Annotated in this window: 14 protein-coding genes; 6 read left to right on the top strand and 8 right to left on the bottom strand. The window is 63.1% G+C overall.

The window, feature by feature from the left end; all coding sequences use genetic code 11:
- Positions 1 to 6: 6 nt before the first annotated feature.
- The 3 genes from AC3ISR_RS05215 (at position 7) to AC3ISR_RS05205 (ending at position 1,878) form a co-directional block, all read left to right on the top strand.
- The gene (locus tag AC3ISR_RS05215; RefSeq protein ID WP_463983275.1) at positions 7 to 1,293 is read left to right on the top strand and encodes a serine/threonine transporter; all 1,287 of its coding nucleotides are present in this window, start codon (positions 7 to 9) and stop codon (positions 1,291 to 1,293) included.
- A 76-nt stretch (positions 1,294 to 1,369) separates the two neighbouring features.
- Positions 1,370 to 1,534 (top strand): hypothetical protein, encoded by a 165-nt coding sequence (locus AC3ISR_RS05210; protein ID WP_463983274.1) that lies wholly within the window; start codon positions 1,370 to 1,372, stop codon positions 1,532 to 1,534.
- Positions 1,535 to 1,563: 29 nt separating this feature from the next.
- Positions 1,564 to 1,878, top strand: a complete 315-nt coding sequence (locus tag AC3ISR_RS05205; protein WP_192297484.1) for a DUF3509 domain-containing protein — start codon at positions 1,564 to 1,566, stop codon at positions 1,876 to 1,878.
- Here AC3ISR_RS05205 and AC3ISR_RS05200 read toward each other — a convergent pair.
- Positions 1,875 to 2,363 (bottom strand): phosphate-starvation-inducible protein PsiE, encoded by a 489-nt coding sequence (locus AC3ISR_RS05200; RefSeq protein ID WP_192297485.1) that lies wholly within the window; start codon positions 2,361 to 2,363, stop codon positions 1,875 to 1,877. The genes AC3ISR_RS05205 and AC3ISR_RS05200 overlap by 4 nt on opposite strands.
- A gap of 248 nt (positions 2,364 to 2,611) precedes the next feature.
- Between AC3ISR_RS05200 and AC3ISR_RS05195 the strand changes: the two genes are divergently transcribed.
- Entirely contained in the window at positions 2,612 to 2,872 is a 261-nt protein-coding gene (locus AC3ISR_RS05195; protein WP_003188807.1) for a YebG family protein, read from the top strand.
- A 54-nt stretch (positions 2,873 to 2,926) separates the two neighbouring features.
- Here AC3ISR_RS05195 and AC3ISR_RS05190 read toward each other — a convergent pair whose 3' ends face one another.
- Positions 2,927 to 3,946: a Glu/Leu/Phe/Val dehydrogenase family protein gene (locus AC3ISR_RS05190; RefSeq protein ID WP_192297487.1), complete on the bottom strand. Its 1,020-nt coding sequence runs from the start codon at positions 3,944 to 3,946 to the stop codon at positions 2,927 to 2,929.
- A 187-nt stretch (positions 3,947 to 4,133) separates the two neighbouring features.
- On the opposite strand from AC3ISR_RS05190, the gene AC3ISR_RS05185 reads away from it, so the two are divergent.
- Positions 4,134 to 4,937, top strand: a complete 804-nt coding sequence (locus AC3ISR_RS05185; protein ID WP_463983273.1) for a SirB1 family protein — start codon at positions 4,134 to 4,136, stop codon at positions 4,935 to 4,937.
- A gap of 27 nt (positions 4,938 to 4,964) precedes the next feature.
- Here AC3ISR_RS05185 and AC3ISR_RS05180 read toward each other — a convergent pair whose 3' ends face one another.
- The 4 genes from AC3ISR_RS05180 to hmgA form a co-directional block, all read right to left on the bottom strand.
- Positions 4,965 to 6,335 carry an MFS transporter gene (locus AC3ISR_RS05180; protein WP_463983272.1) on the bottom strand — a complete coding sequence of 457 codons (1,371 nt, stop codon included), beginning with the start codon at positions 6,333 to 6,335 and terminating at the stop codon, positions 4,965 to 4,967.
- A gap of 139 nt (positions 6,336 to 6,474) precedes the next feature.
- Positions 6,475 to 7,110, bottom strand: coding sequence for a maleylacetoacetate isomerase (maiA, locus tag AC3ISR_RS05175; RefSeq protein ID WP_192297493.1), 636 nt, complete (start codon positions 7,108 to 7,110; stop codon positions 6,475 to 6,477).
- Positions 7,111 to 7,122: 12 nt separating this feature from the next.
- Positions 7,123 to 8,409, bottom strand: coding sequence for a fumarylacetoacetase (gene fahA / locus AC3ISR_RS05170; protein WP_305392112.1), 1,287 nt, complete (start codon positions 8,407 to 8,409; stop codon positions 7,123 to 7,125).
- A 3-nt stretch (positions 8,410 to 8,412) separates the two neighbouring features.
- Positions 8,413 to 9,696: a homogentisate 1,2-dioxygenase gene (gene hmgA / locus AC3ISR_RS05165; RefSeq protein ID WP_305392111.1), complete on the bottom strand. Its 1,284-nt coding sequence runs from the start codon at positions 9,694 to 9,696 to the stop codon at positions 8,413 to 8,415.
- Between the two features lie 120 nt (positions 9,697 to 9,816).
- Between hmgA and AC3ISR_RS05160 the strand changes: the two genes are divergently transcribed.
- Positions 9,817 to 10,596 (top strand): IclR family transcriptional regulator, encoded by a 780-nt coding sequence (locus AC3ISR_RS05160; RefSeq protein ID WP_192297498.1) that lies wholly within the window; start codon positions 9,817 to 9,819, stop codon positions 10,594 to 10,596.
- Position 10,597: 1 nt separating this feature from the next.
- Here AC3ISR_RS05160 and dacB read toward each other — a convergent pair whose 3' ends face one another.
- Together dacB and AC3ISR_RS05150 are read right to left on the bottom strand one after the other, a co-directional pair.
- Complete coding sequence (dacB, locus tag AC3ISR_RS05155; RefSeq protein WP_463983271.1) at positions 10,598 to 12,028, bottom strand: D-alanyl-D-alanine carboxypeptidase/D-alanyl-D-alanine endopeptidase; 1,431 nt, start codon at positions 12,026 to 12,028, stop codon at positions 10,598 to 10,600.
- A 159-nt stretch (positions 12,029 to 12,187) separates the two neighbouring features.
- Positions 12,188 to 14,608: a TonB-dependent siderophore receptor gene (locus tag AC3ISR_RS05150; protein ID WP_192297502.1), complete on the bottom strand. Its 2,421-nt coding sequence runs from the start codon at positions 14,606 to 14,608 to the stop codon at positions 12,188 to 12,190.
- Between the last annotated feature and the right edge of the window lie 74 nt (positions 14,609 to 14,682).

Raw genomic sequence — 14,682 nt, 5'->3', positions numbered from 1 at the left:
ATAACGATGACCGATGTACGTACACCTGCTGCCGAAAATCCTGTAATTGAAACAACCGTGAGCAAAGGCTGGACCAAACACGACACCACCTGGATGCTCGGCCTCTACGGCACCGCCATCGGTGCCGGCACGCTGTTCCTGCCGATCAACGCCGGCGTGGGCGGCTTCTGGCCGCTGATCGTGCTGGCGCTGCTGGCTTTCCCGATGACTTTCTTCGCCCACCGTGGGCTGACGCGCTTTGTGCTGTCGGGCAAATCCGGCGACATCACCGAAGTGGTCGAAGAACACTTCGGCGTCGGCGCGGGCAAACTGATCACCTTGCTGTATTTCTTTGCGATCTTCCCGATCCTGCTGGTGTACAGCGTGGCGCTGACCAACACGCTGAGCAGTTTTATGGAACACCAACTGCACATCGCCCCGCCGCCCCGGGCGATCCTGTCGCTGGTGCTGATCCTCGGCCTGATGGCGATTGTGCGTTGCGGCCAGGGCGTGATCGTCAAGGCCATGAGCGTGCTGGTGTATCCGTTCGTCGCCGCCCTGTTGTTGCTGGCATTCAGCCTGATCCCCAACTGGAACGGCGCATTCTTCGCCTCAGCCAGTGAGGCCATGCCCCTGCCGCTGTTCTTCAAAACCCTGTGGCTGGCGATTCCGGTGATGGTGTTTTCCTTCAACCACTCGCCGATCATCTCCGCGTTCGCCGTCGACCAGAAACGCGTGTATGGCCCGCAGGCCGAGCGCAAAAGCAGCGGCATCCTCGCCACCGCCCACGGCATGATGGTGCTGACGGTGATGTTCTTCTGCTTCAGCTGCGTGCTGGCCCTGTCGCCGGCCGACCTGGCGGCCGCCAAGGCGCAGAACATCTCGATCCTGTCGTACCTGGCCAACCACTTCCAGACCCCGGTGATCGCCTATGCCGCGCCGTTGATCGCGCTGGTGGCCATCACCAAATCGTTCCTCGGCCACTACATCGGCGCCAGCGAAGGTTTTCAAGGTTTGATCGTCAAATCGTTGCGCGGGCGTAACCGTTCGATGTCGGCCAAATGGCTGGAACGCAGCACCGCGCTGTTCATGGTGCTGACCTGCTGGGCCGTGGCCACCTTCAACCCGAGCATCCTGGGCATGATCGAAACCATGGGCGGGCCGATCATCGCGTGCCTGCTGTTCCTGATGCCGATGTATGCGATTCGCCGCGTGCCATCGCTGCGCCAGTATTCGGGCCAGGTGTCGAATGTGTTTGTGGTCGTACTCGGCCTGATTGCGCTGTCTGCGATCGTTTTCTCGGTACTGCCCTGAAACAACGCACACACCTGAAGAACAACACTGACTCAATGTGGGAGCGGACTTGCTCGCGAATGTGGTGGATCAGCCAATGAATACCTGGTTGATCCACCGCATTCGCGAGCAACCCCGCTCCCACATGGGGGTCTCATTGCCAGGGGGATCGCTGTACGGCACGGCGCTTGCTGTACAGATCACAAGGGAAATGGCCGGTGGTCAGGAGATGCGAACTAATCCCGACACCGATCGTCAATGACTGCATGTTCTTATCAGGCGGTACGCACCATGGACAATCCTTTTCAGATCATCACCGACACCTTCACCCCCGAATACCGCGTCAACCTCAGCATCCAGCGGCTGGATGGCAGCATCATGCTCACCCTCTCGAATGAGTCGGGCGTGGTGGCCAAGCGCATGATCAGCGCCGAACAACGCAACGATCCACAGCGCCTTAAACGCCTGGTGCAAAGCATCCAATTCGGCATCGCCATCGAGCAGGGCCACAGCGCCATGGAGATCCTGGCGGTGATGACGGATGGCGATCACAAACTGTTGCAGCGACCACCCAGCCGCGCCCTGCCCTTCAGCGTCGGGCTTTAAAGCTCACCCTTCTCGGTCTCCAGGCTCGCCTCGCCCTTGCGACGCGGCCCTTCGACTTTCACCGAAGGGAACGCCGACGAGGCGTAGCGCACCACCAGAATCGAGAAGGCCAACAGCAGAATCCCACCGCACAGGTAGATGATGCCTACGTCAGGCGGGTTGTGGTGGGACACGTTGGAGATCAGAAGGCGTGTCAGCGCGGTGATCGCCACGTAGATCAGGAAGCGCACGGGCATGTGGTTGGTCTTGAAGTAAATCCCGACCATCGCGCCCAATTCCAGGTAGATGAACAGCAGCAAGATGTCATCGATCTTGATATGCCCGTTCTCCAGCATCCCCAGAAATTCCATCACCGCCGCCCAGGCCGTCACCGCACCAATGGCGAACAACGCCAGGTAGTGGAACGACTCCACAAACAGATTACCCAGGGATTCAGCCAGCCCATGCACGTTCTGGCGCAGCCTTTCGGCCCAGTTGATTTTCACGATGATGCTTCCTTAGGTCGGCTCGACCGGATAATGCGGGTTGGACGTGACGGTTGTTCTGCATGCAGAAAAAAGGCCAGCGGCGTGTATAAGATGATGGCGGGGTGACATGAGGCACGCTCAACCTGTATTTACGGGCTACATTAAAAAACTGCTACCCAAACCCCACGGTTTGGCTTACCCTTTTCGCTGTATATAAATACAGTAGTCGCAAAAGACAACTATCGTGAAGGCATGTGAGGTGGTGAATGGCCGTCGAAGTGGTATACCGCAGCAGCCGAGATCTGGAGCGTTTGTTCATGGATAAAGCCGAAGCTGACCGTCATGACAAGATGCTTGAACTCGCTGAGTTGCTCGCAGAAGTGTTGCAAAAAGCCGTGCCGTCGTTGAGCGAGCAGCAGGTTGAGGAAGCCGGGATCTACATGGCGAAGAACCGCGATGTGTTTGCCAAGGCGTTCAAGAGCCAACCGGATGCACTGTCCGAGTTGCTGAACCCCGCGGCAGAATAAAGCCCGAATTGAACAGGCCCTGAATCATTGATTCAGGGCCTTTTTAATATCTGGCTAGCGGTACAGCAGGCGTTCGGCCAGTTCGTCCGCCACCCTGGCGGGGGAGCGTTTTTCGGCTTGGGCGTGGGCGTAGATTTCCGTCAGGCGGGTGCCAATGTTCGACAGGTGCGCGGTGATGGTGGGCAGTTCGGCGCCGCGGTGCTTGAGCGCGACGTAGATCAAGCCGCCGGAGTTGATCACGTAGTCGGGTGCGTAGAGGATGCCCCGTGCTTCCAGCTGATCGGCGTTGTCCAGGTGGGTCAGTTGCGCGCTGGCGGAACCGGCGACGGCGGCGCAGCGCAGTTGGCCGACGCTCTGGCGGTTGAATACGGCGCCCAGGCCGCAGGGGGCCAGGATGTCGCAGGGGGTGCTGAGCAATGCATCGTTGGCGATGGGGTGCGCGCCCAATTGCTCCATGGCCAACTGCACCTTGCCATGGTCGATGTCGCTCACCAGCAGCTCGGCACCCGCGGCGTGCAGTTGCTCGGCCAGCGCGTAACCGACGTTGCCCAGGCCCTGCACGGCCACGCGCAGGCCTTCGAGGTTGTCACTGCCCAGGCGCGCCATGGCGGTGGCGCGGATACCGGTGAATACGCCCATGGCAGTATGGGACGAAGGGTCGCCCGCCGCCGTGGTGCTGGTGACGAAACGGGTGTGTTGGGCGATGCAGTCCATGTCGGCCACCGAGGTGCCACTGTCGATGGCGGTGATGAAGCGCCCGTCGAGTTTTTCGAGGCAGCGGCCAAAGGCTTCGAACAACGCGGCGCGGCTTTCCACGTGCACTGGGCGGACAATCACCGCCGTGCCGCCGCCCACCGGCAAGCCAGCCAGGGCGGCCTTGTAGCTCATGCCCTGGGCCAGGCGCGCGGCATCCGCCACGGCACTTTCGTCGTCGGGGTAGGAGAGGTAGCGACAGCCACCCAGGGCGGGCCCGAGACGGCTGTTGTGGATGGCGATGACCGCCTTCAGCCCGGTAACCGGGTCGACGCTCAAGTGCAGCGATTCAAGGCGGGTGCTGTGCATGAGAGCAAACATCGTCAAGCTCCCGAATCACTTCTGGTAGTGGCCCAAGTATAGGCTTGCGGTGGAAAACTGCCGGAATACGCTGGAATAAGCCGCCCGTTTTTGTAGGTCGCGCGACATAAGCAAGTGGGATATATCTCAAGCCACTGGACGAAAATTCCCAGCAAGGCTAAAACGGGGACATCCGCCGGAGAATGCAATGAATCCCCGCAAAGCCTTTTTCGCCTGCCTGGAACGCTCCCCCCCTGCGCTGTTTGAAGCGGCGCTGTGGATTGCCGCCGAGCACGACTCCACGGTGCAGCCGTTGGTGATCCTGCAAGAGCTGACGTTGCTGCAACAGCAAGTCAGCGTAGGCATGCCCATGCTGCCGGCGGATGAACTGGGCCAGCCGCTGCTGCGCCGCCTGAACGACCTGGGCTTCGCCCAGGACGACTTCACCCCGCTACGCCCCGCCGCGGCCTTGCTGGACAAAGTCTTGCAACGCAAACGCGGGCAGCCGCTGGTCATGGGGTTGATCGCGCTGGAGCTGGCGCGACGCCTGCACATCCCGATGGTCGGCGTGAATTTCCCCGGACACTTCCTGCTGCGGGTACCCGGCGCCGATCACCTGCTGGACCCCTGCGGCGGCCGGCGCCTGTACCCCAACGATTGCCGCGAACTGCTGCAACGCCAATACGGCCCCAACCTCAAGTTGCAGGCCGACCACCTGCACAGCGCCGACCCACGTTCGATCCTGCAACGTCTGTCACGCAACCTGCGCCAACTGCACCTGGCCAATGACGCGCCGCTGGCCGCCCTGGTGGATGCCGAACGTGTACTGGAACTGGGCAATGCCAGCGCCGCCGATTACCTGGCGCGGGCCAGTTTGTATCAGCGCCTGGATTGCCCGAACGCCGAGCGTTTTGATCTGGAGCACGCGTTGATGCTCAGTGAGGACCCGATCCAACGCCTGCGCTTGACCGAGCGATTGGGCCATTTGCCGCCTAACTCAGTGGTGCACTGAGCATCAAATTGTGGAAGCTGCGGCGCATCAGCGATTGGCCGGCGCTTTTAGAATGTCGCCATGCAATGGACTCACAGGCCCACTTGAGCCCGGTGATCTCACTTGGATGATCAAGAGCGCCGCCATCACCGCCGGAATCGCACAGAAGAAGAAAATCTGCTGCACCGGGATATGCATCGCCAGCAACAGACTGCCGAACAGCGGCCCCAGGATCGAGCCAAACCGACCCACACCCAACGCCCACCCCGTGCCGGTGGCGCGCACGTGGGCCGGGTAGAAGTTGCTGGCGAAAGCATTAAGCGTCAGTTGCCCGCCGATAATGCAGAACCCGGCGGCAAACACGCACGCCACCAAGTAGCGCGGATTGTCGTGATTCAAGCCCAGCAGGATCGTGCACAGCGCGGCCGCCGCCAATACCCCGGACAACAGGCGCACTTTGCTTTTCAGGCGGTCGGCGAACCAGGCCATGCCGATGGCGCCAAGGGTGCCGGCAAACAGGAACATCGACGTCACCAGGTTGGCTTGCTTGAGGGCCAGCCCACTTTCCAGCAGCAGCGACGGCAGCCAGCTGATCATGAAATACAACAGGATCAGGCTGACAAAAAACGTTGCCCAGATCAGCAGCGTCGGGCGCGCATAGCCGTTGCGGAACAGCTCCACTACCGTCAGTTGGCCGCCCTGCGCCTGCGGGCTGTCTGCCGCAGCCGCCAGCGGCGCTTGCCAGCCGGGCACCATGTGCGTGCTGACGGCGTGCAAACGCGCATACGGCGGAGCATCCCGCAGCAAGCGCGGCAGCGACTCCGGCAGCAACCATACGAGGAACGGGAACAGCAGCAACGGCGTCACGCCACCGGCAAGAAACACCGCCTGCCAGCCGAAGCCGTCGATAAACCCGGCGGCCACAAACCCACCCGCCGCACCGCCGAACGAAAAGCCGCACGCAGCCAACGTCACCATCAAGGTGCGCAGGCGCGGTGGCGAGTAGTCCGACATCAACGCCATGGCGCTCGGCATGGCGCCGCCCATGCCGATGCCGCAGATAAAGCGTGCCGCCATCAAGCTGGTCAGTGAGTGGGCGAACACCATCAGCAGCGTGAGGCTGGCGTAGATCAGCACGCAGCCGAGCAGGATGCGGCGCACGCCAAAGCGGTCCGCCAGCGGCGTGACCAGCAGCGAGCCCAACGTCAGCCCCAGCAGGTTGGCGCTGAACACCGGGCCGAAGGCCGCTTTTTCCAGCCCCCAATCCTTGGCCAGCGCTGGCACCACGTAACCCAGGACCTGGGCGTCGTAACCATCGGTCACCAGCAACAGCGCCAGCAACAGAAGAATCAACCACTGATAGCGCGACACCGGACGGGCGTCGAGTGCCGCGCGAAAGCTGGCAATCTGATTGTGCATCGCAAGGTACCTATTATTTTTATACGGATGACGCTGATCAAACTGTGGGAGCTGGCTTGCCTGCGATGGCGGCGTGTCAGGCAACTCATCTGGCACGGGTGCTCCGCTATCGCAGGCAAGCCAGCTGCCACATTTGTATTTAGGGGGTGTCAGGTTGATTGGCGGGGTGCGCCTGAATAAAGGCCGGATGCTGCGCCGCCAACGCCGCCACCCGGCCGATACGCGGATACGCCGCCAACGGCACCTTGAAGCGCTCCGCCGCATACAGCTGCGGAATCAGAAACGCATCCGCCATGCCTGGCTGCTCCCCAAAGCAAAACCCTGTGTCGCCAATCAACTGTTCCACCGCGCCCAGGCCCTGGCTGATCCAATGGCCGATCCATTCCAGCAGTTGCGCTTCGTCATGCCCCCACTGGCGCAGCAGGTTCTGGGTGCTGGAGTTGTGCAACGGATGAATATCGCAGCCAATGATCGACGCCACCGCGCGTTCGTGGGCACGGGTTGCCAGGTCTTTGGAAAGCAGCGGCGCCTGTGGATAACGTTCGTCGAGGTACTCGATGATCGCTGGTGACTGGATCAACAGCTCGCCGTCATCGGTGCGCAGGGCAGGCACGCGACCCTGCGGGTTGATCGCCAGGTACTCGGGCTGGCGGTTCGCGCCACCGGCCGGCACCAGCAGGTTGACCGGCACCGCACGAAAATCCAGGCCCTTGAGTGCCAGGGCGATGCGCACCCGGTACGACGCGGTGGAGCGGTAGTAGGTATAGAGTTCCATCGCCCTGCCCTCTTAACGTGCGGCGACCACCGTGCCACGGCACTCGCCGAAGCCGATGGAGGCAAACCCTTCGCGGTTGCAGCGGGCGCGCAGGATGATTTCGTCACCGTCTTCAAGAAACTTGCGCACTTCGCCGGAAGGCAACTCGACCACCTTTTTACCGCCCTCGGTCATTTCCAGCAGGCTGCCAAACTGGCCTTCCTGCGGCCCGGACAAGGTGCCCGAACCAAACAGGTCACCGGGCTGCAATTGGCAACCGTTGACGCTGTGATGCGCCACCAACTGGGCGACGGTCCAGTACATATGCAAGCTGTTGCTCAGGGCCAGGCGCTGGGCCGGCAGGTTCTGCTCGCGCATGGCGGCAGTGGTCAGCAGCACTTCCAGTTCGATGTCCAGCGCACCCGCCGCCTGGTCGCGTTTATCCAGCAGGTACGGCAGCGGTTGCGGGTCGCCTTCAGGCCGCGCCGGTTGTGCCTTGCGGAACGGCGCCAGGGCTTCGGCGGTGACGACCCACGGCGAGACGGTAGTGATGAAGCTTTTCGACAGGAATGGCCCCAGCGGCTGGTATTCCCAGGCCTGGATGTCCCGCGCCGACCAGTCGTTGAGCAGGCAGAAACCGGCGATATGCTCGGCCGCGTCGCCAATCGCAATCGAGTCGCCCATGGCATTGCCCTGGCCGATCCAGATGCCCAGCTCCAGCTCGTAGTCCAGGCGTGCACAGGGGCCGAAGCTCGGTTCGGTCTGGCCGGCCGGCAGCGTCTGGCCTTTGGGGCGGCGCACGTCCGTACCGGAGGGGCGAACGGTCGAGGCGCGACCGTGGTAGCCAATCGGCACGTACTTGTAGTTGGGCAGCAATGGGTTATCCGGACGGAACAGTTTGCCAACGTTCTGCGCGTGTTCGATGCCGACGTAGAAGTCGGTGTAATCGCTGATTTTCGCTGGCAGGTGCATCTGGCAATCGGCGGCGCGATGCAGCACCTGGGCCTCTCGCGCTTGCAGCGGGCTGCCTTCGGCGAGCAGTTCCAGCAGGCGCTCGCGCAGGGCCACGCGCGGGCCGCGACCCAGTGCGAAAAAGTCGTTCAACTGGCCACCGGCCGTGGCTTCGACGGCACGCCGGGCTTCGCCTTCGAACGCGTCGATGGCCGCGTGCAGGTCCAGGATCGCATCGCCAATCGCCACGCCACTGCGCGGCGCCGAGCCGTTGTGGCTGAAGATGCCCAGGGGCAGGTTTTGCAATGGGAAATCGGCGTGACCGTTGGCGGAGGCTACCCAGCTGCGGGTCGTGGTGGGCTGAGTCATGGGTTATCTCCGGTTCGGGTTGAAGGTGACGGGCAGCGAGGCCCAGCACGCGTCATAAGAGGGTTGCAGTTGCGGGCAGTCCAGGGCGAATTGGGTCGGGCGCAGCACTTGGCTGGTCTCGAACATGAAGGCCATGGTGTTATCGATCTTGTGCGGCGCCAGCTCGACGTTGATCGCCTTGGTGCAGGTTTCGCCGTCCGGGCCGTGGGCGCTCATGCAGCTGTGCAGTGACGCGCCGCCGGGCAGGAAACCTTCGGCCTTGGCGTCGTAGGCCCCCTGGATCAGGCCCATGTATTCGTTCATCAGGTTGCGATGGAACCACGGCGGCCGGAAGGTGTTCTCGGCCACCATCCAGCGCGGCGGGAAGATCACGAAGTCGAGGTTGGCCAGGCCGTGCACGCTGGTGGGCGAGGTCAGCACGGTGAAGATCGACGGGTCGGGGTGATCGAAGCTGACGGTGCCGATGGTGTTGAAACGGCGCAGGTCGTATTTGTACGGCACATTGTTGCCGTGCCAGGCGACCACATTGAGCGGCGAGTGGTCGAGCTCACAGCCCCACAGTTCGCCGAGGAATTTCTGCACCAGGGTGGTCGGTTGCTGCAGGTTCTCGTAATGCGCGACCGGCGTGAGGAAGTCACGCGGGTTGGCCAGGCCATTGCTGCCGATGGGGCCGAGGTCCGGCAGGCGCAGGGGTGCGCCATGGTTCTCGGCGACGTAGCCGCGGGCTTGGGCATCCAGCAGTTCGACGCGGAACTTCAGGCCGCGTGGCAGTACGGCGATCTCCAGCGGCTCAACGTCCAGCACGCCCAGTTCGGTGGCAATGCGCAGGCGGCCCTGCTCGGGGACGATCAGCAGTTCGCCATCGGCATTGAAGAACACCCGTTCCATCGAGCGGTTGGCGCAATAGTTGTAAATGCTGATGCCTGCGGGTTTTTCCGACCCGGAGTTGGCGACCATGCCGACAAGGCCGTCGATAAAGTCCGTCGGTTCAGCGGGAATATCCAACGGGTTCCAACGCAACCGGTTTGGCGTCACCGCGCCCAGCGGTCCGCCGGCGAGCTGGCGCTCCAACTTGACGAACGCCGGGTGATTGGCCGACGGCTGGATGCGGTACAGCCAGGTACGCCGGGCTTCGCTGCGCACCATGGTGAAGGCCGTACCGGAGAAGAGTTCGGTGTACAGCCCATAGGGCGCTTTTTGCGGGGAGTTCTGGCCGACCGGCAATGCGCCGGGCAGGGCTTCGCTGGCGAATTCATTGCCGAAGCCCGAGAGGTATTCGAGGTTCATGGATCATCCTCTGTACGGAAGTTGTTTTTATCGTAATCCAGTTACGCATAACGTAATTTGATCACTATCGACCGTCAAGCTATAAAGACGCCCATTCATCTCTCGGATTCCCGCTCCCCCATGGAAAAGCCCCGCGACACAGGCAAACAGAAAGTCCGCTCGGCCGAAGTGGGCACCGACATCCTCAAGGCCCTGGCCGAACTGTCGCCGGCCACGTCGCTGTCGCGCCTGGCCGAACATGTGCAAATGCCGGCCAGCAAGGTGCATCGTTATCTTCAGGCGTTGATCGCCTCGGGGTTTGCCGAACAGAACACCGCCACCAACCATTACGGTCTTGGCCGCGAAGCGTTGCGCGTGGGCCTGGCGGCGCTGGGCAGCATGGACGTGTTGAAAGTCGGCGCCCTGCCCCTGGCGGAACTGCGCGATGAGCTGAATGAAACCTGCTTCCTGGCGGTATGGGGCAACCAGGGCGCGACCGTGGTGCATATCGAACCGGCGGTGCGTGCGGTGACGGTGGTGACGCAACTGGGCTCGGTGTTGCCGCTGCTCAGTTCGTCCACCGGATTGGTCTTCAGCGCCTTCCTGCCCTCGCGGGAAACCGTGGAGTTGCGTGAACGGGAGATCCAGGCCGGTATCGCCCACGCCCTGGCCGACGATCAGGCCTACGCGACCACGTGCGAGCAGATCCGCGCCCGTGGCCTGCACTTTGTGCATGGCTTGCTGATGCCGGGTGTGGATGCACTGTCGGCGCCGGTGTTCAACGCCGTCGGGCAAGTGGCGGCGGTGATGACCGTGGTCGGTCCCACCTCGCTGTTCCACGCCGATGAAGACGGCCCGGCGGCGCAGCACTTGCTGGCCGCGACCCGGGCCGTGAGTTGGCGAATGGGCTATCAGCCCTGAGTCACCAGTTGGCCAAGGTCAGCGCGACGCGGTTTTCCAGGGCCTTCACCTGCGCGCCGCTGGCCAGGTAATTATTGCTGATCATCGAGAACACCAGGCGGCGCCCGTGGGCGTCGGTGATGTAGCCACCCAACGAAGAAACGCCGGCCATGGAGCCGGTCTTGGCGTGCAGGTTATCTGCCGCCGGGGTCTTGCGCAGGCGCCAGCGCAGGCTGCCGCCGGTCATGCGGTCGCGGTTGCCGGCAATCGGCAGCGCGTTGTACCAGGCGTCGAACCACGGTTGTTTGCTCGCGACCAGCAACAGGTCGGTGAGGGTTTGCGAAGACACCAGGTTCAGCCGCGACAGGCCAGAGCCGTCCACTTGCCTCAACATCGTCGTATCCAGCCCCTGGCGCTGCATGAAACCCGCCACCGCCGCCACGCCTGCCGCCGCAGTCCCGGCATTCGCGGTCTTGCGCCCCATGGCCTTGAGCAAGGCTTCGGACATGTTGTTGTTCGACAGCTTGAGCAACGGCGTGATCAGCGCCTGCAAAGGCGCGGACTGATGCTCGGCCAGCACGCTCGCCATGGCCGGGGTTGCACCACCGATCACGCGACGCCCGACCACACTGATGCCCTGCTGCGCCAGGGCCTGCTCGAACAGGTTGGCGACCAATTGCGTCGGTTCCCAGACACTGAGCAGTTGCTTGCTCTGTTTACCCGGCGCCAGCGCACCGCTGAGCTGCAGCAGGTTGGTGCCGTGGCGACGGTTGATGCCATAGCTGTTGCCTGGCCCGCTGACCGCGCGATTGCTCAGTTGCAGGTAGTCGGTGGGAGGGAAAATCTCCACGCCCACCGGCTGGCCGACCCGCACCGGCGCCTTGGCCGTGACCAGCACGGTGCCTGCATCAAAGTCAGCATTGGGTGACACGGTCAGCGCCGAAATCTGCGCGCCGTAGTAGGTGCTTTCGTCATCGTGGGACCAGTCGACCCCCAAGCGCTCGGCATCAAACCAGCTGTCGTCGAACACCAGGTCGCCCTGCACCTGGCGGATGCCCTGGCTGGCCAATTGCGCGGCCAGGGCCTGATAGTCGGCCCACTGCAGGGTCGGGTCGCCCAGGCCGCGCAGGTAGAGATTGCCGCTCAGGCGCTCGCCCTGCCGGGTGCCATTGCTCAACAGTTGCGTGGCAAAACGGTATTGCGGGCCCAGCACATCCATCGCCGCCGCCGTGGTCAACAACTTGAGGTTGGAGGCCGGCACCAGCCGTGTGCGCGGGTTGTGCTGATAGAGCATGTTGCCACTGCGGGCATCACGCACCGTCAGCGACACCGTGGCGCCGTGCAGCGCCGGGTCGGCCAGGAGTTGGTCGAGGGAAGTGGTTTGCGAAACGCTGGCGCAACCGCTGAGTAACAACAGAAGTGCGCTGGTGTAGATCAACTTTCCAAATGGCATCAGTGAGGAGTTTCCGCGAAAAATCAGTGCGGCCACGCTACCAGCTCGCTTCCCTTGTGGCGAGGGAGCCTGCTGCCGTCAGGTCGCGCAGCGGCCGCGGCTCTTTACTTGGAAAGACGAGGACTGCTGCGCAAAGCGCCTTTGCCACAGGGGCCAGGTCTAGAACGCCAACGTGCTGGACACCGACACCTGCCGCGCATCACCAATCGACACAAACAGGCGGCTGGCCGCCGAGCTGTAGTAGGTGCGGTCGAACAGGTTCTTCACGTTGAGCTGGAACTTGACCTTCTGCCCGTCGATCTTGGTGTCGTAGGTGGCAAACGCATCCGCCACGGTGTAGCCCGGCAAGGTGAAGTCGTTGGCCGCGTCACCTGCGCGCTCGCCGACGTAGCGTGCACCAGTGCCCACGCGCAACTGGTCGCCACCGAAAATGCTGCCGAAGTCGTAGGCCACCGACAGCGAGCCGGTGTGCTTGGCGACGTTTTGCAGGCGGTTGCCTTCCAGGGTCGGATCTTTGTCCTTGGTGTCCCTGGCGTCGGTATAGGCGTAGCTGCCGATCAGGCTCCATTGGTCGGTCAACTGGCCGCTGGCGTCCAGTTCCAGGCCACGGGAGCGCACCTGGCCAGCCAGGCTATAGATGGTGCTTCCCGCCACTTCCGACGACACCAGCACGTTGCGCTTGTCGATATTGAACAGCGCCGCACTGGCGGTGATGCGCCCAGGAATGTCGAGCTTGGCCCCCAGCTCCCACGACTTGGATCGCTCTGGCGTCAGGTCGCCGGTCAAGGTGCTGCCATCGGCCAGCGCGGCGATGGTGGAGTTGGGCTTGAACGACTCGGTGTAGCTGCCATAGAACGACAACTCATCGGTGTAGCGATACACCAGGCCCGCACGCGGCACCCAGGCCTGGCCATTGCCGTTGGTGTTGGCCTTGAACGGCACGCCTTTGCCGGCGTACTGGTCGTACATCTGGTAGCGCGCACCGGCGACGAAGATCCACTGGTCGGTGAGGTGGATCGCGTCCTGGAAGAACAGCGAGTCGCTGCGCAGCAGGTCGGTCTGGGCGCTGTCGGCGGCGCTGACGTTAGTGCCCGCGACTTCATTGCCGTAGACCGGGTTGTAGTAGTTGAACGAGCTGCGCGAATTCTGGCGGATCAGGTCGGCGCGGTAGACCTTGCGATACTCGTCGTCCATGCCGAACACCAGGTCGTTCTGCAGGCCAAACACATTGACCTTGCCTTCGAGGCTGGCGGTGGTGAAGCGGTCGGTGGTGATCGCGCCTTTGGTGCCGTCCATCCTGCGCGTCAGTGCGCCGTTGGTAGCCACGGCGCTGACGCGTACCTGGCTGGCGTCGTAGGTTTCGCGGTTCCAGCTGTAGCCGAAGTGGGCCTTCCAGTCGTCGTTCAGGTCGTGGTCGGCTTCAAAGCGGTACAGGTCGGAACGGCCTTCCATGTTGTTGAAGGGCTCGTCCAGCCGGCGGGTGGACGGGATGTCCAGCGGGTGGTTGGACTTGTCGATGGCGGTGCCGCGGTCGAACGGCGAGAGAAACTCGCGGTGCTCGTAGGCGAACAGCAACTTGGTGTTGTCGCCGTACCAGGCCAGGGACGGCGCCACCAGCGTCTCGCGGTGGGTGCCGAAGTTGCGCCAGTAGTCTTCGTCTTCATGGTCGACGATCAGCCGATAGGCCAGGCCGCTGTCGCCAATCGGGCCGGTGGTGTCGAGGCTGCCGCCGCTGCCGTTCTTGCCATCGCCGAAGGTGGAGCCGCGCACCGTCAGGGCGGTGGATTGCACCAGTTCCGGCTTTTTGCTGACGATGTTGACCACGCCGCCCGGGTCCTGGATGCCGTACAGCAACGACGCCGGGCCCTTGAGCACTTCGACGCGCTCGGCGGTGGCGTTCAGCGCACGGCCCTGCACCACCGGCATGCCGTCGCGCATGATCGAGCCGTTACGGTTGTCGCCAAAGCCGCGCAACATCACGGCGTCCTGGGTGCTGGCGAGGGTGTTGGCCTGGGTGATGCCGCTGATATTGCCCAGGGCGTCATCCAGGTTGCGCGGGGTCTGGTCGCGCAGCACTTGGGCGGGCACGACGTTGACGGTTTGCGGGGTTTCCAGCAGCAGGCCGCGCGAGCGCATCACCGAACTGGTGGGCGGCGGCTGGTAGCTGGTGCTGTCCTGGGTCTGCTGGCCGACGCCGCTGATGGTGGTGGCGCCGAGGTTGACTGCGCCTTCGGTCGGCGCGGGTTCCAGGGCCAGGGTGCGGGCGTCGATCTGGCGGAAGGTGAAACCGGAGTGGCCGAGCAGGCGTTGCAGGGCCTGGGTCGCGCTCATCTGCCCGCTGACCGCTGGGGCGCTGAGGCCGTAGGGCGCTTCATCGGTGTAGATCACACTGATCCCGGTGACCCGGCTGAAATCGCTCAGCGCCTGCGGCAGCGGCTTGGCTGCCAGGGCAAAGGTGAACTGGGTGCTTTGTTGCTCTTGCGCCTGCGCCACGCACAGGGGCAGCAAGGCCAACCCCGAGACTGCCAATACCGAGGCTCCCAGCCATTGTTTAACCAAACCGCCCGCCGTCGACTTCATGCTGTGAGAACCCGTGTAGAAAACGCTGTTAATGCGAATTGATCGCAGTTTCAAGCACTACACGGATGGGCCGC

It is taken from the genome of Pseudomonas sp. GL_117 (assembly GCF_057835125.1).
The sequence above is the reverse complement of the archived record's forward strand: the minus strand, read 5'-3'. Positions and strand labels throughout refer to the sequence as shown.

What these genes read in the sequence shown, in the direction of transcription:
- AC3ISR_RS05215 (WP_463983275.1), top strand. Translation starts at nt 7, where the DNA reads ATGACCGATGTACGTACACCTGCTGCCGAAAATCCTGTAATTGAAACA.
- AC3ISR_RS05210 (WP_463983274.1), top strand. Translation starts at nt 1,370, where the DNA reads ATGAATACCTGGTTGATCCACCGCATTCGCGAGCAACCCCGCTCCCAC.
- AC3ISR_RS05205 (WP_192297484.1), top strand. Translation starts at nt 1,564, where the DNA reads ATGGACAATCCTTTTCAGATCATCACCGACACCTTCACCCCCGAATAC.
- AC3ISR_RS05195 (WP_003188807.1), top strand. Translation starts at nt 2,612, where the DNA reads ATGGCCGTCGAAGTGGTATACCGCAGCAGCCGAGATCTGGAGCGTTTG.
- AC3ISR_RS05190 (WP_192297487.1), bottom strand. Translation starts at nt 3,946, where the DNA reads ATGTTTGCTCTCATGCACAGCACCCGCCTTGAATCGCTGCACTTGAGC.
- AC3ISR_RS05185 (WP_463983273.1), top strand. Translation starts at nt 4,134, where the DNA reads ATGAATCCCCGCAAAGCCTTTTTCGCCTGCCTGGAACGCTCCCCCCCT.
- AC3ISR_RS05180 (WP_463983272.1), bottom strand. Translation starts at nt 6,335, where the DNA reads ATGCACAATCAGATTGCCAGCTTTCGCGCGGCACTCGACGCCCGTCCG.
- maiA (WP_192297493.1), bottom strand. Translation starts at nt 7,110, where the DNA reads ATGGAACTCTATACCTACTACCGCTCCACCGCGTCGTACCGGGTGCGC.
- fahA (WP_305392112.1), bottom strand. Translation starts at nt 8,409, where the DNA reads ATGACTCAGCCCACCACGACCCGCAGCTGGGTAGCCTCCGCCAACGGT.
- hmgA (WP_305392111.1), bottom strand. Translation starts at nt 9,696, where the DNA reads ATGAACCTCGAATACCTCTCGGGCTTCGGCAATGAATTCGCCAGCGAA.
- AC3ISR_RS05160 (WP_192297498.1), top strand. Translation starts at nt 9,817, where the DNA reads ATGGAAAAGCCCCGCGACACAGGCAAACAGAAAGTCCGCTCGGCCGAA.
- dacB (WP_463983271.1), bottom strand. Translation starts at nt 12,028, where the DNA reads ATGCCATTTGGAAAGTTGATCTACACCAGCGCACTTCTGTTGTTACTC.
- AC3ISR_RS05150 (WP_192297502.1), bottom strand. Translation starts at nt 14,608, where the DNA reads ATGAAGTCGACGGCGGGCGGTTTGGTTAAACAATGGCTGGGAGCCTCG.